General features: G+C 41.5%; 35 protein-coding genes. 30 read left to right on the forward strand and 5 right to left on the reverse strand.

Annotated features, from left to right (window positions below; translation table 11 throughout):
• The first annotated feature begins 135 nt into the window (after positions 1–135).
• Positions 136–453 carry a DUF3155 domain-containing protein gene (locus AACX33_RS06140; protein ID WP_089091181.1) on the forward strand — a complete coding sequence of 106 codons (318 nt, stop codon included), beginning with the start codon at positions 136–138 and terminating at the stop codon, positions 451–453.
• A 474-nt stretch (positions 454–927) separates the two neighbouring features.
• Here AACX33_RS06140 and AACX33_RS06145 read toward each other — a convergent pair whose 3' ends face one another.
• Together AACX33_RS06145 and AACX33_RS06150 are read right to left on the reverse strand one after the other, a co-directional pair.
• Positions 928–1,461 (reverse strand): cofactor assembly of complex C subunit B, encoded by a 534-nt coding sequence (locus tag AACX33_RS06145; protein ID WP_193997053.1) that lies wholly within the window; start codon positions 1,459–1,461, stop codon positions 928–930.
• 54 nt (positions 1,462–1,515) lie between these two features.
• Positions 1,516–1,863, reverse strand: coding sequence for a PadR family transcriptional regulator (locus tag AACX33_RS06150; protein WP_193997052.1), 348 nt, complete (start codon positions 1,861–1,863; stop codon positions 1,516–1,518).
• 21 nt (positions 1,864–1,884) lie between these two features.
• Between AACX33_RS06150 and AACX33_RS06155 the strand changes: the two genes are divergently transcribed.
• The 17 genes from AACX33_RS06155 to rpsN all read left to right on the forward strand — a co-directional run bounded on the left by AACX33_RS06155 (position 1,885) and on the right by rpsN (position 11,255).
• Positions 1,885–2,016: a hypothetical protein gene (locus AACX33_RS06155; RefSeq protein ID WP_265338630.1), complete on the forward strand. Its 132-nt coding sequence runs from the start codon at positions 1,885–1,887 to the stop codon at positions 2,014–2,016.
• Positions 2,017–2,443: 427 nt separating this feature from the next.
• Positions 2,444–3,022, forward strand: a complete 579-nt coding sequence (locus AACX33_RS06160; RefSeq protein ID WP_193997051.1) for a DUF3611 family protein — start codon at positions 2,444–2,446, stop codon at positions 3,020–3,022.
• A 159-nt stretch (positions 3,023–3,181) separates the two neighbouring features.
• A complete protein-coding gene (serS, locus tag AACX33_RS06165) occupies positions 3,182–4,462 on the forward strand; it encodes a serine--tRNA ligase (protein ID WP_193997050.1) in 1,281 nt (426 codons plus the stop codon).
• A gap of 170 nt (positions 4,463–4,632) precedes the next feature.
• A complete protein-coding gene (locus AACX33_RS06170) occupies positions 4,633–5,229 on the forward strand; it encodes a hypothetical protein (protein WP_193997049.1) in 597 nt (198 codons plus the stop codon).
• A 337-nt stretch (positions 5,230–5,566) separates the two neighbouring features.
• Positions 5,567–5,740 (forward strand): type II toxin-antitoxin system HicB family antitoxin, encoded by a 174-nt coding sequence (locus AACX33_RS06175; RefSeq protein ID WP_193997524.1) that lies wholly within the window; start codon positions 5,567–5,569, stop codon positions 5,738–5,740.
• A gap of 114 nt (positions 5,741–5,854) precedes the next feature.
• On the forward strand, positions 5,855–6,067 hold the full coding sequence (locus tag AACX33_RS06180) for a transferase hexapeptide repeat containing protein (protein ID WP_193997048.1): 213 nt from the start codon (positions 5,855–5,857) through the stop codon (positions 6,065–6,067).
• A gap of 2 nt (positions 6,068–6,069) precedes the next feature.
• On the forward strand, positions 6,070–6,498 hold the full coding sequence (locus AACX33_RS06185) for a PIN domain-containing protein (protein WP_193997047.1): 429 nt from the start codon (positions 6,070–6,072) through the stop codon (positions 6,496–6,498).
• Between the two features lie 184 nt (positions 6,499–6,682).
• Entirely contained in the window at positions 6,683–6,994 is a 312-nt protein-coding gene (locus AACX33_RS06190; RefSeq protein WP_193997046.1) for a DUF433 domain-containing protein, read from the forward strand.
• Positions 6,995–7,345: a DUF5615 family PIN-like protein gene (locus tag AACX33_RS06195; protein ID WP_193997045.1), complete on the forward strand. Its 351-nt coding sequence runs from the start codon at positions 6,995–6,997 to the stop codon at positions 7,343–7,345. It abuts the gene before it with no gap.
• A gap of 190 nt (positions 7,346–7,535) precedes the next feature.
• Positions 7,536–7,778 (forward strand): hypothetical protein, encoded by a 243-nt coding sequence (locus tag AACX33_RS06200; RefSeq protein ID WP_193997044.1) that lies wholly within the window; start codon positions 7,536–7,538, stop codon positions 7,776–7,778.
• The gene (locus tag AACX33_RS06205) at positions 7,771–8,154 is read left to right on the forward strand and encodes a PIN domain-containing protein (protein ID WP_193997043.1); all 384 of its coding nucleotides are present in this window, start codon (positions 7,771–7,773) and stop codon (positions 8,152–8,154) included. The genes AACX33_RS06200 and AACX33_RS06205 overlap by 8 nt, the downstream gene beginning before the upstream one ends.
• A gap of 101 nt (positions 8,155–8,255) precedes the next feature.
• A complete protein-coding gene (locus AACX33_RS06210; RefSeq protein ID WP_089091194.1) occupies positions 8,256–8,477 on the forward strand; it encodes a hypothetical protein in 222 nt (73 codons plus the stop codon).
• Between the two features lie 35 nt (positions 8,478–8,512).
• Positions 8,513–8,719 (forward strand): type II toxin-antitoxin system HicB family antitoxin, encoded by a 207-nt coding sequence (locus AACX33_RS06215; protein WP_193997042.1) that lies wholly within the window; start codon positions 8,513–8,515, stop codon positions 8,717–8,719.
• A 2-nt stretch (positions 8,720–8,721) separates the two neighbouring features.
• Positions 8,722–8,946: a type II toxin-antitoxin system HicA family toxin gene (locus AACX33_RS06220; RefSeq protein ID WP_193997041.1), complete on the forward strand. Its 225-nt coding sequence runs from the start codon at positions 8,722–8,724 to the stop codon at positions 8,944–8,946.
• Between the two features lie 166 nt (positions 8,947–9,112).
• A complete protein-coding gene (gene rseP / locus AACX33_RS06225) occupies positions 9,113–10,210 on the forward strand; it encodes an RIP metalloprotease RseP (RefSeq protein ID WP_193997040.1) in 1,098 nt (365 codons plus the stop codon).
• Complete coding sequence (gene nth, locus AACX33_RS06230; RefSeq protein WP_193997039.1) at positions 10,186–10,866, forward strand: endonuclease III; 681 nt, start codon at positions 10,186–10,188, stop codon at positions 10,864–10,866. Before rseP ends, nth begins: the two co-directional genes overlap by 25 nt.
• Positions 10,867–10,952: 86 nt before the next feature.
• On the forward strand, positions 10,953–11,255 hold the full coding sequence (rpsN, locus tag AACX33_RS06235) for a 30S ribosomal protein S14 (protein ID WP_193997038.1): 303 nt from the start codon (positions 10,953–10,955) through the stop codon (positions 11,253–11,255).
• A 45-nt stretch (positions 11,256–11,300) separates the two neighbouring features.
• Here rpsN and AACX33_RS06240 read toward each other — a convergent pair whose 3' ends face one another.
• The gene (locus tag AACX33_RS06240) at positions 11,301–11,630 is read right to left on the reverse strand and encodes a hypothetical protein (RefSeq protein WP_089091199.1); all 330 of its coding nucleotides are present in this window, start codon (positions 11,628–11,630) and stop codon (positions 11,301–11,303) included.
• Between the two features lie 86 nt (positions 11,631–11,716).
• Here AACX33_RS06240 and aat point away from each other — a divergent pair, with 86 nt between their 5' ends.
• From aat to AACX33_RS06270, 6 genes are all read left to right on the forward strand, one after another.
• Positions 11,717–12,292: a leucyl/phenylalanyl-tRNA--protein transferase gene (aat, locus tag AACX33_RS06245; RefSeq protein WP_193997037.1), complete on the forward strand. Its 576-nt coding sequence runs from the start codon at positions 11,717–11,719 to the stop codon at positions 12,290–12,292.
• A gap of 90 nt (positions 12,293–12,382) precedes the next feature.
• Positions 12,383–12,610 (forward strand): hypothetical protein, encoded by a 228-nt coding sequence (locus AACX33_RS06250; protein ID WP_193997036.1) that lies wholly within the window; start codon positions 12,383–12,385, stop codon positions 12,608–12,610.
• Complete coding sequence (locus tag AACX33_RS06255) at positions 12,607–12,891, forward strand: type II toxin-antitoxin system RelE/ParE family toxin (protein WP_193997035.1); 285 nt, start codon at positions 12,607–12,609, stop codon at positions 12,889–12,891. Before AACX33_RS06250 ends, AACX33_RS06255 begins: the two co-directional genes overlap by 4 nt.
• 12 nt (positions 12,892–12,903) lie before the next feature.
• Positions 12,904–13,131: a DUF433 domain-containing protein gene (locus AACX33_RS06260; protein WP_193997034.1), complete on the forward strand. Its 228-nt coding sequence runs from the start codon at positions 12,904–12,906 to the stop codon at positions 13,129–13,131.
• 65 nt (positions 13,132–13,196) lie between these two features.
• A complete protein-coding gene (locus AACX33_RS06265) occupies positions 13,197–13,460 on the forward strand; it encodes a hypothetical protein (protein ID WP_193997033.1) in 264 nt (87 codons plus the stop codon).
• Positions 13,444–13,770 (forward strand): type II toxin-antitoxin system RelE/ParE family toxin, encoded by a 327-nt coding sequence (locus AACX33_RS06270; protein WP_193997032.1) that lies wholly within the window; start codon positions 13,444–13,446, stop codon positions 13,768–13,770. The genes AACX33_RS06265 and AACX33_RS06270 overlap by 17 nt, the downstream gene beginning before the upstream one ends.
• A 108-nt stretch (positions 13,771–13,878) precedes the next feature.
• Here the strand turns inward: AACX33_RS06270 and AACX33_RS06275 are convergent, their stop codons facing one another.
• Both AACX33_RS06275 and AACX33_RS06280 read right to left on the reverse strand, forming a co-directional pair.
• Positions 13,879–14,700, reverse strand: coding sequence for a DUF3598 family protein (locus AACX33_RS06275; RefSeq protein WP_193997031.1), 822 nt, complete (start codon positions 14,698–14,700; stop codon positions 13,879–13,881).
• A gap of 25 nt (positions 14,701–14,725) precedes the next feature.
• On the reverse strand, positions 14,726–15,628 hold the full coding sequence (locus AACX33_RS06280; RefSeq protein ID WP_193997030.1) for a permease-like cell division protein FtsX: 903 nt from the start codon (positions 15,626–15,628) through the stop codon (positions 14,726–14,728).
• A 154-nt stretch (positions 15,629–15,782) separates the two neighbouring features.
• Here AACX33_RS06280 and def point away from each other — a divergent pair, with 154 nt between their 5' ends.
• The 6 genes from def to AACX33_RS06310 all read left to right on the forward strand — a co-directional run.
• Positions 15,783–16,346, forward strand: coding sequence for a peptide deformylase (gene def, locus AACX33_RS06285; RefSeq protein ID WP_193997029.1), 564 nt, complete (start codon positions 15,783–15,785; stop codon positions 16,344–16,346).
• Positions 16,347–16,356: 10 nt separating this feature from the next.
• Positions 16,357–16,560, forward strand: coding sequence for a hypothetical protein (locus AACX33_RS06290; protein WP_193997028.1), 204 nt, complete (start codon positions 16,357–16,359; stop codon positions 16,558–16,560).
• Positions 16,561–16,775: 215 nt separating this feature from the next.
• Positions 16,776–17,573, forward strand: coding sequence for a PD-(D/E)XK nuclease family protein (locus tag AACX33_RS06295; protein WP_193997027.1), 798 nt, complete (start codon positions 16,776–16,778; stop codon positions 17,571–17,573).
• A gap of 15 nt (positions 17,574–17,588) precedes the next feature.
• Positions 17,589–18,218: a GNAT family N-acetyltransferase gene (locus AACX33_RS06300; protein WP_193997026.1), complete on the forward strand. Its 630-nt coding sequence runs from the start codon at positions 17,589–17,591 to the stop codon at positions 18,216–18,218.
• 107 nt (positions 18,219–18,325) lie between these two features.
• The gene (recJ, locus tag AACX33_RS06305; RefSeq protein WP_193997025.1) at positions 18,326–20,650 is read left to right on the forward strand and encodes a single-stranded-DNA-specific exonuclease RecJ; all 2,325 of its coding nucleotides are present in this window, start codon (positions 18,326–18,328) and stop codon (positions 20,648–20,650) included.
• Positions 20,651–21,143: 493 nt separating this feature from the next.
• Positions 21,144–23,668, forward strand: a 2,525-nt coding sequence (locus tag AACX33_RS06310; protein WP_227788883.1) for a cadherin-like domain-containing protein, incomplete at its 3' end; no start/stop codon positions are given.

Consider the following 23,668-nt stretch of genomic DNA (forward strand, 5'->3'; position numbering starts at 1 on the left):
TTTACCAATTTCAAATGTTATTTTTCTGTATCAAAAGTTTAAGAACACTTGATATTTTGAACTAGAACTTATATAATTGCGACGGATTTTGTAGCTATAACTACAATCTATAGCTTGAAAGAGGAGGAAAATAGGTTGGCAAGAAGACGTAAGCGGAAAAGTCGTCGTCGCCAAGAAGGGCGACGCATTCTAGAACACGTGCCTCAATATAGCATCGAAAGTGGCGAAGAAAAACCGGTAACAGCAGCGAGAAAATTCATTCAAGCTGAAGGGATCGCGCCACCAGCATTGCTACTTGTAAAGCGAAATGAACACACTACAGACCGTTATTTCTGGGCAGAAAAGGGACTGTTTGGCGCTCAATACGTAGAAGAAAACCATTTCTTGTTTCCCAGCCTGCGGACATTAGAATCTCCAGCAGGTATGGAACCAGTAGCTATGGCTAGCCGCTAAAGCATAAATGGTGATCTTAAAGTGAGTGAATGTGGCTTCTGACAATCATTTAACTAGTAAAGTTGCTCAGTTTATGCAAAGTTTTGGTTTTTTTTAAGTTTGTGACTGATTTGCCAACATATACAGTCCAATTAATGGGACTTAATGGGAAAATCAACTTCTTTTCAAACCACGTTGGTTTGTGTGAATTGATCTCTAGTCAAATGATGCAGAGGGGAGTCAGATAGAGCAAAATGCATCCGCAAGTGAGAGTTGAGTTGCGCTCTCCTCCAATGGATTGCCCAAGAGGCTCTGTAAGCATATATAATCTTTTCCCTGCGATGCCATGTCGTAGGGAAAACTTATGTAGCTGCAAACCTTGTCCTCCTCCCTCATGTCAAACAATTTTAGATTTTAGATTTTAGATTTTGGATTTTGGATCTTGGTTCGACCCACAGATAATTCTGGGGGTTTGTACCATTAAAGAACTATTGGTCAATCAGCAGATTTTAATTGTAAAGCCCTCTGTAACTCCATCAGTTCATCTCGATGGGCAATTATAGTAATTTTACTAGGAGAACTAAGTTCACCTTGGGTTGCTTTTTCTATCTGGAACGATACCTTCTCAAATCTTCCAGCTTTTTGCCAATAAAACAGACCGCTCAAAGGTGAAAGTAGTACCAATGCGAGAAACCAAGTACCGAAATTAGGAAACAGCAGCGATAAAACCAATGCCAGACAGGCCATACCCGCAGATGCCAGCAGTGTTAAAAACACAGCTAAAAACCAGCTAGGTTGCACAAAACCTTCAAAAATGACTTGATTTTTTTCTCGGTCAATTGCTGCTACTTGGTAAGAACGTGAGCGAAAATACTCCTTAACCTTCGACATTAAAGCATTTTCGTCTTGTTCAGAGACAAGTTGTGCTTTTGTTGTGCGGTCTTTGGTGGAAGCCCGAATAAAGAAAAACAGCCCAACTGATAACAACAAGGTGAGCAGCAATGTAGATGGCACAATTGCAGTATCCATAACTAAATTATTATTGTTTTCATGGGAGTAGACTTATTTATGATCAATTATTCATTAATTTGTTCTCCCCTTGCTGTAATCATGCCAAAGATGGGCCAAACTTTGTGATCGTTCTTGCCATTCTGGAGAAACTTGGTACATCCGCCTGGGGCGACCTCGCCCTTCGAGTTTCTTCCAATACCCAGTAATCGCCCTTTCGTCTTCGAGAAATTTGATCGCACTATAAAGTACAGTATCCGAAAGCCGATAGGTAGGGTATTCAGTTTCCAATCGCTGGATCAACTCAGTTCCGTAGGATTCACCTTGTAATAAAATATCCAAAATGTAGCAAACTGCTAGTTCCTGACAGAGATAAGTTGGCGGAGGATTCTCAAAGAATTGATATATATCCTCAAGTTTCATGGTTTAGTGAATGGCTAAAAAATGCCTGATAATAGTGGTATCTACAATCCTGGTAGACAGTATATAGTGCTACTAGAAAATAAGCAGTTATCTCTGGCTACTTTGGCAGGGTTTTTCCAGGGTAAACATGACAAAAATTACCCACACGGCTAAAGTCGCAGGACTAATGTGCCAGTGGAGCGCCAAAAATTACGCTCCTACCCAAGTTATAGGTATTGTGGAGAGGAGCAATTAACGCGATTGCCCGGCACTGCGCGAAGCGCGATCGCCTGGACACCTTCCAGGTGTCAAGTGATGCCAAACTGCTTAGAACTGCCTAAGCATAAAATGCCATCGAAGAAATTCTACAAGCAAAATGCCGTTTTGTCTGCAAAAGTTAATAAACACTTTGTTTTACGGTGATTATCCCAGTAAAAAACCTGAGAAATTCAGCCATGTGAAAAGTCGGGATGAAAACCTATATGCTTGTAGACACAATCAAATCAGCATTGAACACTGACTATCTGGACTTGAGATCCTCATATCCCATCTGTAAGTGTGATATTAAATTTAACAAGTCCTTAGCACATTGGTGATCAGTATGTCACAAAACCCCGACAGCCCATCGTCTTCATCTACTCTCCGCGCGATCGCCCAAACCTTTCGGATGACAGGTTGGATTAGCTTTTGGATTCAATTAGTCCTCGGTGTTGTTTCTGCCATTATTGTGCTGCTATTTGCCATCTTTAGTCAGCAACGAAATAGCACAGGCAATAATCCTGGGAGTGGGTTTGGCGTATTTTTAGCAGTTTGCGGAATTCTGATTTTAGGTGGCGGCATTTATATAGCTTTTCGATATACCAGAATTGGTAACCAATTGCAATCCTCAAATCCCAGTAACCGCCCTCGAAAAAGTGAGAGCTTGCAAGTACTACGCCTGGGACTGTGGATTAATTTAGTCGGAATGCTCGTGACCTTATTGGGTTCACAAGCGATCGTGGGGACATTGGTAGCCAGGTCTATATCTCCCCAAGCAGCAACTACTCAATTATTTGACCCCACGCGGATTATTAGCGGTCTAGATATGCTTGTCGTACAGGCAAATATCAATACTGTCTCAGCCCACTTTGCAGGGCTTGTAGTGTCCATTTGGCTGCTTAATCGCATTACCCGGACTTGAAAGGTTTCGTCAGAAGTAGAATTAATATGGAATTTTGTAGCTTTGACAAGATTGGCAGAGCGAAATTTTTGTATTGGCAATACCTGTTATAGCAAGCCAAAATCAGGATATGCTGATGTTTTGGCAAGAAGACCCTAGGCAAAAAACCGAGAAAAATCTGTGCTGGATATTAAGCAAATACGGGAAAATCCCCAATTAATCCAAGAACGCTTGAACAGTCGTAGTGGTAAATACGACATTGAACCGATTTTACAGTTAGACAAGCAGCAACGAGAACTAGAAGGGACACGCAGTAAACTTCAAGCCCGCAGTAACGAAATTGGTAAGCTTGTAGGACAAAAGATTAAATCTGGTACTGATTCTCAATCTCCAGAAATTCAAGCCTTGCGGGACGAAGGTAACTCTGTTAAAGCTGAATTAAGTGAACTGGAACCCCAAGAAAAAATCATCAAAGCCGAAATTGAGCACCTGGTGTTAGCACTTCCTAATTTACCCAGTGAGTTCACACCTCTAGGCACAAGTGAAAATGATAATCAAGAGGTGCGACGCTGGGGTGATGAATATCTCCCGCAAAACCCGAAGATTATTCCCCATTGGGAAATCGGCGAAAAAATGGGGATTCTCAACTTTGAGCGAGCTGTGAAAGTTGCCCAAAGTCGATTTGTGACTCTCGTTGGTGCGGGTGCGGCTTTAGAAAGGGCATTAATTCAGTTTATGCTGAAGACGCAAACCGAAGCCGGCTATGTAGAAGTTAGTCCGCCTTTGTTAGTCAATACTGATGCTTTAACCGGAACCGGTCAGTTACCGAAGTTTGCGGAAGAAAGTTTTAAATGTGCTGATGATGAATTGTGGTTGATACCCACAGCAGAAGTTCCCGTAACTAACCTTTACCGGGGAGAAATTTTAGCTGCGGAAGAGTTACCAATTTATCACTGTGCTTATACTCCCTGTTTTCGTCGAGAAGCGGGAAGTTATGGGCGAGATATGCGGGGTTTAATTCGTCTGCATCAATTCAATAAAGTTGAGTTGGTGAAAGTTGTTCATCCCAGTTCTTCTTTTGATGAATTAGAAAAATTGGTAGTCAATGCCGAAGCAATTTTACAAGCTTTAAAGTTACCTTATCGGGTAATTAATTTATGTACTGCTGATTTAGGTTTTGGGGCAACGAAAACTTATGATTTAGAAGTATGGTTGCCTTCTTCTGGGAAGTATCGAGAAATTTCCAGTTGTTCTAATTGTGTTGATTTCCAAGCACGTCGGGCGGATATTCGCTTTAAGGAAGCTGGTAAGAAGGGGACGCAGTTTGTCCATACTTTAAACGGTTCTGGTTTAGCTGTGGGCAGAACTATGGCGGCGATTTTGGAGAATTATCAGCAACCAGATGGGACGGTTAAAATACCGGAGGTGTTGCAACCTTATTTGGATAGGGAGGTTTTGTAGTTTAGATTTTTGTAGAGGCGTTTAGGGTGCGTCTCTACAGTAAATTTACTTAAAGCATACTGAATTTATAGTATGTATGATAAATTAATTATTGATGAAGCTGTAATTGACTGACATAGCTACTTTTATCAATACTTAATTTTTAAAAAAGTATATACAGGAGTAACTAAATGTCTATTATAAACCTGATTGTAATTGCAGTATTTTATATTAGTTACTGGATATTTTTTGGTCGTGAGCTTAAAATTATTGGAATATGTATTTGGAGAGCTTTAGGTCTTTCTATCCCAACATTTATGGGAGCCATTGTAGGAATTGTTGAAATATATCACTTTCTATTTTTATATTTAAAACTTTTAGTTAATCAAGTTCCAGACTCTTACTTTCTTCTATTTCCTGTTTTATTATTTTTATTATTATCTTTAGTTATATATCTAAGTTTGATAGGATTATATTTACTATTGCTGAAAATATTTTGGAGTAATCCTCCTCAATGGCTTAAGTTTAGAAATTGGCAAACAATTATTTTAGGTTTTGTTATTTCTGTATTCGCTACTTTACCTGCTGCAATAACGTATGTACCATTTCTTGCACTAATTCCCAAGAGTGAATTAATTATAGGCACTTTGATGAAAAAAGGTTATGAAGCATCAGATATTATAAGTGCTATGTTTTTAATTTGGTTCTTGTTTGCAGTTGAGTTATATCATGCTGAGTATAGGTTTCGGATATGGTATGTATCTAGAAGAAAAACAAAAAATTCATGAAGCTCATCTTGTAGGGTGCGTTAATGAAATGTAACGCACCATCTTTTATTGATATTTAATCGGTGCGTTACGCTATCGCTAACACACCCTACGAATTTAGAAATCGTACAAATCGCTTGATTGTATATCGAGAATTACATCAACTCCATAATTCGGAGGATAAACTCCCTATTCAATAAATCTATGAATACTTGAAAACTGCCAATCTTGCGGATTTACAGATAATCAATGTTTGAAAGGATGATAATGGATGTAATCACACTGTACCATAAAATCTTGTTCATCTCGGATTAAATAATCCCAAAAATGACATTGCTAAAATAATGAAAGCATCTGAATATTTAATTGTGATGAAGGTGGTTTTGTGGCTGAAATTCCAGCTTTACGCGGATGTTTAACACAAGGTGAAACTTTAGAAGAAACGTTACAAAAATTGATAATTGCGAGAAAATTATGGTTGGAAACAGCCGAGAAATACGGTCACAAACTACCAGACATTGAAAGTGCGTAGGTGTAGACAGTCGTAGCGATCGCACCAGTGCTAACTTGTTACTCCTGCAAAACTATAATGAGAGAGCGTAAAGGTAAATGACACCTGGATTACCAATGTATTAAAGGAGAAGCCATGTTAGACGAAGCAACTCTTGAACGACGTTTAAATACTCTTGAACAAGCGGTTTTTGACCTCCAGCATAAACTTGAAAGTAAGCCTATATCTGAGAACTGGCTAGAAAAACTCATTGGTTCTGTATCTGATGAGGAGGCTTTTCTGGAAGCTTTAGAATATGGACGTGCTTTTCGTCAGTCTGATAAACCTGTTAATGAGGATGACGATTAAGGGTGAAATATCTGCTTGATACCGATCACATCAGTTTTTTACAGCGTCGTTCTAGTTCAGAGTTTAGTCGATTAACCTTGAGGATGGCTCAACACCCAATCACTGATTTTGCTTTATCGGTGGTTAGTTTTCATGAGCAAGTCCTTGGTGCTCATAATTTCATCAATCGTTCCCAGACAAATCGGGATATTACTCGCGGATATACACTTTTATTAGAGATTCTAGAAAGTTTTGCAACTGCTCCCATCTTACCATTTGATGCTGGGGCGATCGCAGTATTTGAGGAATTGCGAGAACAAAAAGTTAGAATTGCTACGATGGATTTAAGAATTGCCGCGATCGCTATATCTCGTAATTTAGTATTATTGACCCGAAATATTGGTGACTTCGGCAAAATTCCAGGTTTAGTAACAGAAAATTGGACTATATAGAGTAGATGGAGCAGTGCGTAGCCAGTCGTAGCGATCGCACCAGTGCTAACTTGTTAGTCCTGCCAAACTATAATGAGAGAACGCAAAGGTAAATGACACCTGGATTACCATGCTAAAAAATTACGAGATTTAGGCAGTCAAGCCTATACTATAAAAATATGGCAACTTAGCTAGATGAAATAATATGTTAGCTCTGAGTTATCCACATATCGAAAAAAATGAGCATCAGCCGGCAAGATTACAGCGTTTTCCTCGGATTAGAGTAGCGCAAATCGTTATGGACTATCTTGCCTATGGTTGGTCAGTAGAAGAAATGTGTCGCCAACATCCTTATTTAAGCCACGCTGAAGCTCATGCGGCTATGGGTTATTATTTTGACCACCAAGAAGAGGTTGACCAAGAAATTAGGGAAGAATGGGAACAAGTTCAAGAAACCAAGAACCCATCAGTACAATCCCCTTTTTACAGCAGAATGAAAGCAAAAGGACTGCTGTAAGTGCCTATTTCTCTATATATGGATGTTCATGTCCCTGAAGCTATCACATCACAATTGCGTCGTCGGGGTATAGATGTTTTAACCGCTTTGGACGATGATACGCAAGAACTCCCTGATGATAAATTATTAGAGAGAGTGACTGAACTTAAACTAGTCCTATTTACCCAAGACATCCGTTTTCGGGTCTTAGCTGAAACTTGGCAAATAGCAGGAAAACAGTTTTCAGGATTAATTTTTGGACATCAACTGGGTGGCACAATTGGTCAATTCGTTAAAGATTTAGAATTGATAGCAAAGGCTTCAGATATTGAGGAATGGATCAATGCCGTTGAGTATATTCCCTTCAAGTGAAACTAGCGGCGCATGGGTTAAGACTCTTTAGCCATTCCTTAACAAGGAACGCCGATTGAGGAGTGTGATCCAGTGTTAGAGTGGTGAGTTGGGATTTTCTCTGGGATAGTGCGATCGCTAAAGCACAGAACTTGAGGCGGCATGGTATTTTTTATATAATTATTAGGCTGACTAACTAGATAAGTTCACTATGAAAACATTAGAAATAATTGTCACCATAACCAGCGATGGCAAATTGTTAGTCAATTCTCCAGTAGATATGCCAGTGGGTGAATATAATGCTGTGCTTGTGCTAGAGGAAAAACCAATCGATGAGCGAGTTCAAATATCTGTCAAAAATGCTCAAAATCTTTTCAGGCAATATATTCCTGCTAATAAAAAACTTTCTGAAGAGTTGATTCAGGAGCGAAGATTGGAGGCTTTGAGTGAGTGAGGTTGTCATGGATGCATCTGCTGTTTTAGCTTTGCTCAATCAAGAAACTGGTAGCGAAGAAATTTCGCAGTTCATTGGCAATGCAGCTATTAGTGCTGTCCACTTATCCGAGGTTATAGCCAAGTTAGCAGAAGCAGGAATCCCGGCAGAAGATATTAGGCAAATTCTTGGCAATCTAAATCTTGAAGTTATTCCTTTTAATGAAGAACAAGCATTGAAGGCTGGAATGATGCGTCCAGCTACTAAATCAATCGGACTTTCATTTGGCGATCGCGCTTGTCTGGCATTAGGTATTTTTCTTAACCAACCTGTTCTCACCACTGATCGCTTATGGGGTAGCCTGAGTGTGGGAATAGAAATTCGAGTAGTGGGTTAGTGCTTAGGTGTTGCTCGTCGTAGACATTGCACAAATGCTAATTTGTCAGTTCTCCTAAATTATAATGAGAGAGCGCAAAGGTAAATGACACCTGGATTACCATGCTAAAAAGTTATGAAGCTATTTATGAAAACGGTCAAGTAACATGGGTATCGGAACAGCCCCAAGTTAATGCTGCTCGTGTGATTGTCACTATTCTAGAAGAAACTTTCCCATCGACAAAACGACGAACTCCCCCAGCCTCTATTGCTGGTAAGGGCAAAACCTTGGGCGATATTATCAGTCCTATTGTTAACGAAGAAGAGTGGGAATGTCTGAAGTAAAGTATGATTAAATATCATATCCCTCCAGCCTAACCATGAAGTTTAATGTCACACTTGATCGAGATGAAGACGGTATTTGGATTGTAGAATGTCCAAGTATTCCTGGGTGTGTCAGTCAAGGTCAAACGCGGGAAGAAGCCTTGAACAACATTGAGGATGCGATCGCCGCTTGTCTTCAAGTTCGTGCAGAACGAGGTATGCCACTCACCATAGAGACTCATCAAATTGAAGTAGTGGCATAGTTATGGGATCTGCTATTCCAGTTTTAAGTGGGCGTGAGGTTGTGCGTGTCTTTGAATCCTTTGGTTGGCAGGTTGTTCGTCAAACTGGCAGTCATATCATTATGGTTAAAGATGGAGAGGCTGTAACACTTTCGGTTCCAGACCATCATGAAGTGGCAAAAGGAACTTTGCGTAGTCTAATTCGTACTGCTGGATTGACAGTAGATGAGTTTGTTGCTGAAAAATAGCTGAATTGCAAACAGGAAACGGATAGTGCTTAGGTGTTGCTCGTCGTAGCGATCGCTTGACTCAATCCAGCTATTGCCTGAACCCGGCGCATAGGTTAAGACTCTTTAGCCATTCCTTAACTATTACAATAAGAATAATATCCGAATTTTTTGACTAATTTGCTCTATGTCAATTTTAGCAGCGATCGCAGTCTTGGCTGTTCTGATCTTGGTACACGAGTTGGGACACTTCACCGCAGCTCGTTCACAAGGTATTCTCGTTAACCGCTTTTCTTTAGGATTCGGCCCAGTTCTTTGGAAATACCAAGGACCACAAACCGAATATGCTATCCGCGCCTTTCCGTTGGGCGGTTTTGTCGGCTTTCCCGATGATGACCCAGATAGCGATATTCCCCCCAATGACCCAAATTTGCTGCGTAACCGTCCCATTTTCGACCGGGCGATCGTGATCAGCGCCGGAGTCATTGCAAACTTAATCTTTGCCTATTTCCTCTTGGTAACTCAGGTGAGTCTCATCGGTATAGGACAAGCCAGCGCACCAGGAGTTTTAATTCAACAGCTAGCACCAGAAGTTAGTTCTGTAGCTACCGAAGCAGGAATAAAACCAGGAGATGTCATCTTATCAGCTGATCAAAGAGAATTTGGTACAGCACTGCAAGAAATTGAAGCTTTCAGAGACATCATTAAAAATAGTCCAGGTCAGTCTGTGCAACTAGAAATTGCCCGTGGCGACCAAAGGCTGTCAGTCAATGTAATTCCTGAAGAGAAAGCAGGTGGAGGTAGTATTGGTATCGGACTTGCTCCCAATGGTGAAGTTGTCCGCCGTCCTGTGAATAATCTGGGAACAGCCTTTAATATTGGGGCTACCGAATTTCAGCGACTTGTCACCCTAACATTTAAAGGGTTTGGGCAATTAATCACTAATTTCGGCGAAACTGCGAGTCAGGTAGCCGGACCGATTAAAATTGTGCAAATTGGTTCCAATATTGCCCAAAATGATACAGGTGGTCTGTTCTTCTTTGCCGCTTTAATTAGCATTAACTTGGCAATTATCAATATCTTGCCTTTACCAGCTTTAGACGGCGGACAACTGGCATTTCTGTTGATTGAAGCTGTCCGTGGTAAACCATTACCTAACCGGATTCAAGAAGGTGTGATGCAAACTGGCTTAGTGCTACTTTTAGGACTAGGCATTTTTCTGATTGTCAAAGAAACGAGTCAGTTAACTTCTCAGTTAGATTGGGTGCAAAAATTATTCCAGTGAGTGTGATCCGAAAATCGTCCTCTCAGAAGCAACGGGCTTTAGAAATTCTCGCCCGTTTGCAGAGTCTTTATCCAGATGCAACTTGCTCTTTGAATTACTCAACGCCAGTCCAATTGCTCGTAGCAACTATTCTCTCCGCCCAGTGTACAGATGAGCGAGTCAATAAAGTCACACCAGCTTTATTTGAGCGGTTTCCTGATGCGGCTAGTTTAGCTAATGCTGACTTAGAAGAGTTAGAAAATTTGGTGCGTTCTACGGGTTTTTATCGCAATAAGGCGAAGAATATTCAAGGGGCTTGTCGGATGATTGTCAGCGATTTTGACTCTGTAGTTCCCAACCAAATGGAGCAATTGTTGCTGCTTCCAGGTGTGGCGCGCAAAACTGGCAATGTCGTTCTAGCTCATGCTTATGGTATTAATGCTGGGGTGACGGTAGATACTCACGTTAAGCGTTTGAGCCAACGCTTGGGTTTAACTAAATTTCCTGATCCAATTCGGATTGAGAAAGATTTAATCAAGTTGTTACCCCAACCAGATTGGGAAAATTGGTCAATTCGGTTGATTTATCACGGCCGTGCTGTTTGTAAGGCTCGTTCTCCTGTCTGTGAGGCTTGTGATCTGAGTGATTTATGCCCCACGGCTGGGAAAACATTGTGAGCAGGACAAGGGAAATAAAATATCCCTATAATTGATGGCGACACGGTAAGATAGAAAATGCTGTCTTTAAATCTGTTAGAGAGTTTATGGCAAAAAAGAGTATGATTGAGCGCGAAAAAAAACGCGCCAAGTTAGTAGAAAAGTATGCTGACAAGCGAGAAGCGCTGTTGGAAGAATTCAAAAACGCTGTATCTCCCTTGGATAAGTTGGAAGTTCACCGGAAAATTCAACAGCTACCCCGCAATAGTGCGCCGACTCGTCACCGCAATCGCTGCTGGGTAACTGGTCGTCCTAGAGGTGTCTACAGTGACTTTGGGCTATCTCGGAACGTGCTACGGGAATGGGCGCATCAAGGTCTTTTACCTGGCGTGGTTAAGTCTAGCTGGTAGTCGTTGGTCATTAGTTTGGACAAAGAACTAATGACCACAGCAAAGCTATTCTCCACAGCAACGGTCTATGCCTAGACTGTCTAAGAGTAGATCGCTGACGGCGTTGGCGATCGCAAACTCTCCATAAAAACTTTTAGAAAAATCAAATGCCTGCATCTCTGTGACAATGGCTATAACTAGAGATCCCAGGTCGTTTTCTCCTTCCATGCGTTGTCGGACAAATATTTGCGCCGCACGTTGGGCGATTTTTTGATTGACTATTTCGGGTAAAAATTCTGTGTCTAGCCACCGTAATAATCGGTCTTGCAACCATTGTCCTTCTAGATCAGGGTTGTTGGAGGGTGGTAAGGTGATGGGTGGAATTGCTTCGGTCATCTTTTTTTAAACGCAAAGGTACGCTGAGGGAAACGCAAAGGTACGCTGAGGATGTTTTTCTCAGGGTTTTGGGATTTTGCTGAATTATGCAATATGATGTCGCTGCTATTATTCGGGGTTATGCTCAAGGTTATTTTCTCATGGCTGATGATCATACAGGCCTGGGATGGTACGGAAGTCGCGATCGCACTTTAATTCCTTTGGATGAGCGATTTCACTACCCGAAGTCGTTACAGCGTGTTCTCAATCAAGAGCGTTTTACTGTGGCGATTAATCGTGACTTTCAGGGTGTGGTGGCTGGATGTGCTAATCGCGAAACTACTTGGATTTCACGAGAATTACAAGAGATTTACTGGTTACTTTACCAGAATGGTTACGCTTATAGTTTTGAAACTTGGCAGGGTGATGAACTGGCTGGGGGGATTTTAGGGCTGGTAATTGGCGGTGCGTTCATTGGTGAGTCGATGTTTTACCGCATTACTGAAGGCTCAAAGGTAGCTATGGTTAAGTTGGTGGAAAGATTACGCCAAAAGCAATTTGTACTGTTTGATGCTCAAATGATGAATCCCCATTTAGAAAGATTTGGCGCTTATGGTATTAGGGATGAAGAGTATCAAGCTTTACTTCAAAAAGCGTTGCAACGTAGTTGTAATTTAATGTAAAGATTGAGATTTTCCTTGAACTTAATGATAGCGATACAATTTACTTAAATTCTTAATCTTTTTCTATTTCAGAGGTCATAGGCAAATCAGATGAATACCCTCGACCAAGTGCTAGAAACCGCTTTACAATTACCCTACGAACAGCAGGAAATGCTGATCAAAATTCTGCAAAACCGCCACCATGAAAGTCGTCGGGCAGAAATTGCTGCTGATGCTCAACAAACCTTGGCTGATTTCCATGCAGACAAATTTCAACCCCAGTCAGCAGAGGATGTGGTTACTGCATTACGCCATTCTTTGCAAGAGCCAGACGCATGAGAGCGTTGGTTTTGACCCCAAAATTCAAAAGGGCATTCCGCAAGTTTGTGAAGCGAAATGCTGACCTCCAGCAACGCATTGAAGAAACTCTTCAACAAATGGAGGCAGATGTATTTGCTCCAAAACTAGGCACTCATAAATTGAGCGGGAAGCTTGATGCTTTTCAGTCCTGCTCTTGCGGCTATGATTGTCGTATTGTCTTCTCTATTGAACAAGATACGGAAACAAATAGTGAAGTGATTGTTCTGCTTGACATTGGAACACACGATGAAGTCTATTAACAGCAAAACCGGATGTCAAACTTACTTGAAAGAATTACAGTTAGTCCCAATCAATGTGGTGGTCGTCCCTGTATCCGGGGGATGAGAATTCGGGTGTCAGATGTAATCGACTTGTTTGCGGCTGGACTGAGTGCCGAACAGATACTGGAAGAAATGCCTGATCTTGAGGCAGATGATCTCAAAGCAGCACTAGAAATTTTGCAAACAAGCGAACCATTAGTTGAAATCCGTGGCGATTAGCAGCGCTGGTGAATAAATTCTTGCAGCAACTAGAATGGAGAGAATTAGCAACCCCATAACAACTCATGCTAAAAACCATCGAAGGCATTTATCAAAATGGGCAAATTCAACTTACTGAGTTACCCCAAGACTTGAGCGATCGCACTCAAGTTCTCGTTACCTTTCTTGATCCTAGTAAAATTGATTCTAGCAAACTACGTCAATTGATTGATCAGTTGGAGACAATTGCGGGTATTCAGCAAGGTTTTGAGGAACTCAACGCTGGTCAAACTCGCCCCATTGGAGATTTTGTTCAAGAAATGCAGCAAAAGTATGACATTTCAGGTTGAGATTACTTTCATTGCAGAAGCTCAGATTGAGCAAGCCTATGGCTGGTATCGAGAGCGTAATCCTGAATTTGCTGATCATTGGTTTCGAGCATTGATGAATGCTATTGCTACCCTACAAGAGAAACCGCGACGCTGTAACTTAGCAGTTGAAAACGAGATTTTTCCAGAGGAAGTCCGCCAGCTTCTGTACGGAAAATCCAAAAACATCTACCGATTGTTGTTTACGATTCGAGATACGACAGTTTATATTTTGTACGTGCGCCATAGCGCCCAAGCACCACTAACTTTAGACGACTTAGAGAAGCTATAAGTTACACTTTTTGGCGTTGCTGAACTAAAGTATGAAATGCCAAAATTACCTTAATTTTTATTCCTACCTTTGCGCCTTTGCGCCTTTGCGTGAGCCTAATTCATATTTTCAATCAGCAACGCCCACTTTTTCTTCTGTAACTAATGTCAAACTCACCCATTCGCCTTTATCGTTGTAGCTGCGAATCATGCGTTGGCGCAGGTTAGGCTGAATTAACCAACCGACTTCTAAAAATAAAGGTTGACGCAACTGCACCTGTAACGGAGATGTGACAGAAGCGCCATCAGGGAGGAGTAATACTTGTACCTGTTTTTGAGGATTTTGATCAAAGTTAATAGTAGAACCTTGGATAGTACCAGTTGACGTAATTGTGCGATCGCCAAAAGTTAAACTTTGAATTAATCGCCCAGTATTATCTAATTGTAATTTTAAATTGGTAGAGTAATGATCTGGCGATCGCCAATCTGGATATATCGTTACAGCTTCACCTTGCCATTCTCCCAATAATTCATCTATCTGTAACGATGGGCGTTCTACTGGTTCAGTCCCAGCTAAATATTCCCGAATCAGAGTTATTTTATCTAACTGACCAGTTTTATCAAATAGTTGCACCAGACGTAAGCGGCGATTTTCATGAATCAAACCGAGTTCCGCCCCAAATTCTGTAAACGGTGCTAACTGAATTGAACCTTGGGAAAAAGCACCATTGGCAAAAAACAGCGTAGTCTTCGCCAGAGAACTGTATTCTAAGACTAAATCTTCTTGCCCTTGGCGGCTGACAATTTGGCGGATAGTCTGATTATTATTTAACCCTGACAAAGACACCACACTTTTGATATCTTCTAAAAGTGCGCCTTGGGGTGAGAATCGGGTAAATGAACCTTGCCATTCACCGAGATTTTGTAGTAAAGATTCCCACTGAGTTGCCATAAATCCAGTCCTGATTGCTGTAATTTTAATTCTTCGCAAACCGCCGCACAGCAAACAAGCTGCCCATTAATCCTACCACTGCACCAAAACTTAACAGAATTAAAGGCAATAGTAAAAGCTGTGCGGTACTAAGTTGTAAACCGTTGGTAATAAATTGGATAAAATCTGGTTGATTCGCTAAAGTCCGGCTGATAAACTGTTGGATTAAAGAAATGAAACTCCAAGCGATCGCACCACCAACTAAACCGAAGGTAATTCCCTGTAAAATAAACGGCAGATAAATCCAAGCAGATGTCGCACCTACCAGTTGCATAATTTCAATTTCTCGCCGTCGCGCCATGACAATCAGGCGAATGGTGGTAGTAGTGACTGCGATCGCCGTTAAAGTCAGAATAATAGTAATTGTTAAAGTAATCCAGTTTAAACCCCGGTGCAACTGGGCAATGCGTTTAACTGCTTCATCTATATACTGCACAGTTTCCACACCCTGTATTTTAACCAGTTCGGTAGCTAAATTGGGGACAGCTTCCGAATTCCGAGCTTTGACCTTAATCTCATCCACCAGAGGATTATCCCCTAACTCTTGGGTAGCACCATCAATATTGGAAATGCCTAATTCCTGGACTAACTTCTTCCAAGCTTGTTCTTTAGTAATAGTTTGCAACCCTACTACATCGGGCATTTGCGCTATAAATGTCTCAATACTGCGGGCTGGTGTATCTGGATCGAGATAAACTGAAACTTCTAACTGGCTACCGAACTGATTCAGCAGTTTTTCTACTTGCCAAGAAGTTTGCAGACTCAAGCCAAATAGAAATAGTAACACTGTGACGGTACTGATAGCCGCCCAATTCATCCAACCGCCTCGCAGCAAACCGAGGAAAGTTTCTTTGAGCAGATAGTCAAGTTTTGTCAGAAATTTAAACACACACCACCCCAAAATCTAAATTTTCCTAATAATCGTGATCTATTTCTCCATGAAAAAATATATCTCAGGTGAATTTTTGCATCTCAACAGGGGTCTATGGGAGATTGATAGAATTGAAATAGTAGGAATTTTCACAACTTAGTCATTGATCATCATGCCCTCTGAAATTGCTGTCGAGAAAAAAAAGTTAAAAAATCCGCCCTTGACACTTCACTATCTAGGCGATCGCGTGTTGCGTCAAGATGCCAAGCGGATTACTAAAATAGACGATGAAATCCGTCAATTGGCACGGGAAATGCTGCAAACTATGTACAGTAGCGATGGCATTGGTTTGGCTGCGCCTCAAGTGGGAATTCATAAACAACTGATTGTGATCGATTGCGAACCAGATAACCCAGATCATCCGCCACTGGTATTGATTAACCCCACCATTAAACAGGTGAGTAAGGAAGTCTGCGTTGCCCAAGAAGGGTGTTTGAGCATTCCCAACGTTTATTTAGACGTAAAGCGTCCCGAAGGCGTAGAAATTGCCTATAAAGATGAATACGGCCGTCCCAAATCCCTCAAAGCTAACGACTTACTCGCGCGCTGCATTCAGCACGAAATGGATCACCTCAAAGGCGTGGTATTTGTAGATCGTGTGGATAATTCCTTGACCTTGGCTCAGGAGTTATCTAAAAATGGCTTCTCGTATCAAGCCGTGAAACCAGTAGCATAGGGAACTAATAGTGTATTTAACTCCAAAAAGCGGTTTATTTCTGGGTGGTTCTTGCGTAACAGCGATCGCCGCCGTCGGTTCAGTATTTGAACTTACTTCTGGACAACCAGATTTGGGCGTTCAGGTGACTGCAATTATCCTCGGATTGAGCATTCCCCTCACAGGATTATTTTTCTTTGCCGCAGTCAGGGATGCACGGGCTAACATTAAATAAGCATCAGGTATATAAAAAGGTAGAGGGATGAAGGAAAAGGCAAAATTCATCCTTCCGCCTTTTATTTTTTACCTTTAGGTAGTCAGGCGAACAGCAGACGCATAAATAAATTTAGAGCCTTGAAACCCTTTGATCTGGGGAGTTCCAAATCCCCCATGCTCCCTGCTCCCTGCTCCCCTGCTTCTTCCGTGAGCGATCGCTTCTAAAATAAAAGAATGCTGTCAGAAACAACTCCACTATTACGCCTATCTCAGGGACATCTCAACTTACTAGAAGCTTGTCCGCGTAAATTCCAACACACCTACTTAGAGCAACTCAACACGCCTTTAAATCCCGAACACGAAGAACACCAGACTTTGGGTAGTCAGTTTCACTTGCTAATGCAACAGCGAGAAATGGGTTTACCAATTGGTAGTTTTCTGGAAGTGGATACTCAACTGCAAAGCTGGATGTCAGGTTTTACCAATGCAGCACCAGAGATTTTAACGCCAATCGACTCCCAAACTTTCCGTGAAAGCGAACATTACCGCATCCTGCAAGTTCAAGACTATTTGCTGACAGTTGTTTATGATTTATTCATAGGAGATAGTCAAAAAGCCCAAATTCTCGACTGGAAAACTTATCCTAAACCCCAAAATAAACGCAAGTTAGAACAGAATTGGCAAACACGTCTTTATTTGTATGTATTAGCTGAAACTAGCGACTATTTGCCCAAAAATATTTCTATGACTTACTGGTTTGTCCAGTCTGAAGGTCAACCGCAAAATATTACATTTAATTACAATTCTACCCAGCATCAGCAAACAGCTAAGAAACTTAATCAACTGTTGAATAAATTAACGAACTGGTTGGAAGACTACCAAATAGATCAACGATTTCCTCAAGTTCCGGAAAATAGTCAAGATTGTAATTATTGTCATTTTGCCACACGTTGCAATCGCACGCAATCCAGCACAGAAAATCAGCAGAATTATTTACCAAATCTTGCCAATATTCAAGAAGTAGCTCTCTGAATTCTAGAGAATTATATGAAAAGCTTTGATGAAACTGATTTGATTTATGTTCGTGAATTAGGGATAGACGATATTTCACCAGTTTACCACTTAGGTGAACAGCTATTTACTAGCGATTTATATCCTTATTTATATCGCACCTGGGACGAATGGGAAGTAATTGGACTGTACAATACAGATCCAGAATATTGTCTGGTTGCAGAAACAGACGGAGAATTAGCAGGGTTTATTTTAGGAACCATTATTACCAAAGCATCCTGGACTTACGGTTATATATTATGGCTAGCTGTGAATCCGAAATTTCAGCGTCGAGGAGTAGCAGATAAATTAGTTGATAAAGCGATCGCGCGGATGATTGAAGACGGGGCGCGATTCATGCTAGTAGACACAGATCCTACCAACAATCCAGCCGTCAAATTCTTTAACCGGAAAGGATTTGGTAATATCCGCCAGCATATTTTCCTGTCAATGAATTTAAGCAAACATGAACATTATGGCAGACTGATTGATTACGAACATCAAAAAGCCGAAAGAGCCGGTTACAGGCGAACCCGTCCAGCAATTCGCACCCGTAAACCTGAAGGAATGGCTAATGAAATAATTCTCAATCCCCTAGTAAATGAAATTCAGATAAATGATCAATAAATACTAATAAAAAAAATATAGTAAACGTCCTCCTCTCTTGGCGCACTTGGCGACTTGGCGGTTCGATAATCCAAAACCAACCTCCTTTCTAAGCTTTAAAAAACTCCATGAAATGGATTATAGCAACACCCGAAAAACCACCAGACTGGTTCATCCAAATAGTCAAACAGCATACACCAGCATCAAGCGGATTGTATGCAGCCCAATTATTATGGCAAAGAGGAATTAAAAACGAACAACAATTAGCAGCCTTTACCGACTATAAAACATATCAACCAGCCAGCCCCTTTGAATTTGGCGAAGAAATGCAGCTAGCGATGGAAAGATTGCAACAAGCACGAAATAACAATGATAAAATCGCCATTTGGGGAGACTTCGACGCTGATGGAATTACCTCCACGGCTGTTTTATGGGATGGTTTAGGACAGTTTTTCAACCAAGATTCCCAGTTAACTTACTACATCCCCAATCGCCTCAAAGAATCCCACGGACTCAATTATCCAGGAATTGATAATTTACAAAAACAAGGTTGTAAATTAATAGTAACTTGCGACACAGGCAGTACAAATATTAATGAAATTGTTTATGCCCAACAGTTAGGTATAGATGTCATAGTTACAGACCACCATACCTTACCTGAACAACGCCCACCAGTTACAGCCATTATCAACCCCCGCTATTTACCAAAGGAACATCAGTTATTTCATCTTTCTGGGGTAGCGGTAGCTTTTAAATTAATTGAAGCTCTTTATCAAACCCTACCGAATGTCCCCCAAAATCCCTTAGCCGATTTATTAGATTTAGTCGCAGTGGGATTAATAGCCGATTTGGTGCAGTTAAGTGGAGACTGTCGGTATTTAGCGCAATTAGGTATTCAAAGATTGCAAGCCGACTTTCAGCAGCCAGTCACAACCAGACGACGGCCAGGGGTAGGGCGATTATTAGAATTATGTCAGAAAAATGGCGATCGCCCCACAGATATTTCCTTCGGTCTAGGGCCACGGATTAACGCTGTGAGTCGCATTCAAGGCGATGCTAGTTTCTGCGTCGAGTTATTAACTAGCCGGGATCTGAAACATTGTCATCAACTAGCCGAAGTGACAGAACTAGCTAACACCCGCCGCAAGTCTTTACAAAAAGATGTCCAAGCACAAGTTACACAAAAACTTTCTCAGCTAGACTTATCAACCACCAGCGTTATCGTCTTAGAAGATACCCAATGGCCAGCTGGAGTATTGGGTTTAGTCGCTGGACAAATAGCCCAAGAAACAGGCCGTCCCACTATTTTATTGAGTACAGAAGAACGAACACAAGATACTACCCCTACTCCCTCCTTAGCCCGTGGTTCTGCCCGTTCTGTCAATTCTGTCGATTTATACCAATTAGTAAAACAGCAAGCACATTTGTTACATAGCTTTGGTGGACATCCCTTTGCCGCCGGGTTGAGCTTATTAGTAGAAAATATCCCTTTATTTACAGATGCAATTAATCAACAGTTGCGGCAATCTTTGGGTGGAACAAATCTCATGCCCACTGTACAAGCTGACTTAACAGTAACTGTTGCAGATTTAGGCAAAGAGTTATTTTTGGAACTCAAACTGCTGGAACCTTGTGGAATGGGAAACCCTGTGCCAAAACTGTTAATTCAAAACTGCTGGTTTGAAAATTCTTGGCATCGGAATCAGCAGGATTGGAAAGGCAAAAAGGTGCAGTACATTAAAACCGATTTTGATATTCGGGATGATTCTACTAAAAGCGCGTTTCCTGGAATTTGGTGGGGACACTATAAAGATGAATTGCCTCTAGGTAGGTGTGATTGCATTGCCGAACTAGATTACAATACTTTCAAAAAACGCTATGAAATTAGATTAATTGCTGTTCGTGCTGTGGGTAATTCGGACGCGATGAATCACGTCTCTACTCAGATTATATTAGATTGGCGAAATCAAGAATATTCAGAACTGATTAATCAGCATTCGGCTGTTTTAATGGCTGATTGTCCTACCAACTGGGATGATTTACGTGCATGGTTAAGGCGATGTCTCTATAATAATCAACAATTAGCGATCGCCTGGTCTAAACCCCAGCATCAACCACCCCAGCAAATTTGGCTGACTTTGGTCGGTATTGCTAAATATCTAAGTCGGACAAATCAATCAGTTACCCGCGGGCAACTTTTAGCAAAACTCGGCATCCGTGACCAAACTTTACTTTGGGGATTTGAAGCTTTAAAAGATTTGGGGTTCACAGTCACAAGACAAGACCGTGATTTTCACATTAGTTGGAATCCCAGCACCAACTCAGAAGGCATTACTGATACAGCTGGAGAGAAATTTTTAGCCGCCATCAGCGAAGAACAATTCCAGCAAAATTATTTTGCCGAAGTTCCTCTACAGACAATTATAGCGATCGCGAATAAACCTGCTTTTTAAATTTTACTTAAACCTACCTAAAAAGGCAGGCAGAATGCCCAAGGCAAAGGCATCTTATTTCCTCATGGAAACTAATAGTCATTTACTAATACTTTCGTGTACAATGCTACGCGATCAGCGCAGCTATGTTGTCGGCTTTACGGAGTGTCAGTAAATGGCTCTTAGGGAGAAAACTTATTGGTTTATTGATTTAGCGCATTTGAGAAGAAGAGGAAAAAGCATCAGGAACAGTTAGTTGAGAAATTGAAGATTTGTGTTTGAGCTAGTTGGGAGGAGAGTTGGGGCTAATTGCGATCGCACCCAACCGAATTCCCGAAACCAAACTTGCTTCAGAAGCTCATCAATCTCATAACCGAGAAAACACTGTAGTAACTATATGTAAAATATGTCACTATGTTAGTCGTGCTTAAACTTGTCTGCATCAGAACTAGTAAAAACTAGCCTCAATGCAACAAGACATTCGATTCTATTACCAGGTGAAAAAATCATAAAAATGTTAAATGACTCTTTGTTCTCTAAAACAGATACGGTTGTTTTTATTGATTCCTCCGTTCCCAACTACAAAAGCCTACAAAACGGAGTTCTTGAGGGAGTAAAAACATTTGTTCTTTCGCCAAATCGAGATGGCATTGAGGAAATTACGGAAGTTTTACAACAAAATTCCCAAATTACCAGGTTACATATCGTTTCTCACGGTTCCCCAGAATATTTGTACTTAGGTAATACGCAACTGAGTTTGGATAATTTACAGAATTATCAATCACTAACCAGAACTTGGAACGTTGAGTCGATTCTTCTGCATAACAGCAACAGCAGTCTGAATACCAGAGATAGCACAAGCGATCGCATCGCTTATGTCGGTCTAATCGGCAACCCCACCAGCACTAATAAAATTAATTTATCAGATCGTTTTGTGACAACTGCCACACCAGAAGCCGAAAGTGCTGCATTCCCAGAAGTGAATCAGACAGATACACCTAGTTCTAAGTTGGCACTAGGGAATAACGTAACTGAACCAGAAATCACATCTGTGCAGCCGAATATCAACGAAGGTGTAGATGTTGATCTAAATCGAATCAATAATCCACCCCAACAGTCAATAGCACCTGTCTCAGGAGCTTTAGATTTATCCCAAACTTTCCTCCTCAACAGCCTAGCAGGAGCCAACCACACAATTTATTTAGATTTCAACGGGCATACCACCTCTGGGACTCAGTGGAATGAGCAGTTTCATAATGGGGCTGATATTATTACCCCTTCCTTCAGCCTAGACAACGATCCATTATTCAGCCCAGCTGAACTGGAAAGAATCCAGTATATTTGGCAGCGTGTCGCCGAAGATTTTAGCCCCTTTAATGTGAATGTCACAACCCAAGCCCCAACAGATATTAACGATCTGATTAAGAGTGATGCTAACGATACTCGCTGGGGTGTACGTGCTGTTATTGGTGGTAGCAGCTTGGACTGGTACGGATCAGCAGGGACGATAGGAGTCGCCTACTCTAGCTCTTTCAATGACTATCGTGATACTCCCGCCTTTATTTTTAGTGAGAGTACAGATGGCGAAGAGATACTTACGACTGAGACTATCTCCCATGAAGTAGGTCACACTCTAGGACTAGAGCATGATGGAACAAGCCAACAACCAGGGAATAATTATTACGAAGGACAAGGTAGCGGTGATACTGGCTGGGCACCAATTATGGGGGGAGGAGAAGCCAAGAACTTAAGCCAGTGGAGCAACAGCGAGTATGCTAATTATGCTTATTATGAAGGTGGCAATCCAGAACCAGTATTGATTAAAGAAGATGAATTGAACGTTATTACGACCCAAAATGGGTTCGGCTACCGCACAGATGATACTGGTAATACAATTGCTACAGCCAAGGCATTAGATGTTTCTGGTACAACATTGAGTGGTCATGGCATCATCGAACGTCGTACAGATATCGATTACTATAGTTTTTTCACCGGTGCTGGTGCAATTAGCTTAACCGTGAATCCCTTCACTCGCGGACCAAACCTAGACATTCAAGCGAGGCTATTCGATTCCCTTGGGACATTCATTGTATCCTCCAATCCCACAGACTTCCTATTCGCAAATATCGACACAAATGTAGCAGCTGGAACCTATTACCTCGAAATTGATGGTGTAGGTAAAGGAGATCCTCTGGTTAATGGTTATACAGATTACGGCAGTTTGGGGCAGTACACTATCAGTGGTAACATTGTCGCTAATATTACTCCTGTAATTACCCTAACACTATCTCCAGGTAGCGTCAACGAAGATGGCACAACCAACCTAGTTTATACCTTCACTCGTACAGAAAGCACCACCAATGCTTTAACTGTGAATTATAGCGTTGCTGGTACAGCCACCTTCAATAACGACTACAGCCAAATTGGTGCAGCCACTTTCACAGATACGACTGGAACTATTACCTTTGCTGCTAATTCTGCTACGGCAACTCTTACCATTGACCCCACAGCAGATGCCATCATTGAAAGTGATGAAACTGTTGCTTTAACCTTAACTTCTGGCACAGGTTACACAGTTGGTACCGCCACCGCAGTTACTGGAACCATCACTAATGATGATTTCTCCAACCAACCCCCTGTAGGTTCACCCACAGCAACTCTCAGCAACATCGCCGAAGATACTGCCATCATTATTAATCAGACTGATTTATTAGCAGGTTTCAGTGATGTGGATGGAGATCCCCTAGCTGTGACTAACTTAACTGCTAATAATGGCACATTGGTTAACAACAATAATGGGACTTATACCTTCACTCCCAACGCCGACTTTAATGGTTCTGTCACCCTCACCTACGATGTCACTGATGGTACAACCAGTTTGACTGGACAAAGCAACACCTTTGCTGTCACTTCTGTTAATGATGCTCCTGTAGGTTCACCCACAGCAACTCTCAGCAACACCCCCGAAGATACTGCCATTATTATTAATCAGGCGGATTTATTAGCAGGTTTCAGTGATGTGGATGGTGATATTCTTAC

The sequence above is a fragment of the Nodularia sp. LEGE 04288 genome (genome assembly GCF_963896525.1).
Classification (GTDB): domain Bacteria; phylum Cyanobacteriota; class Cyanobacteriia; order Cyanobacteriales; family Nostocaceae; genus Nodularia.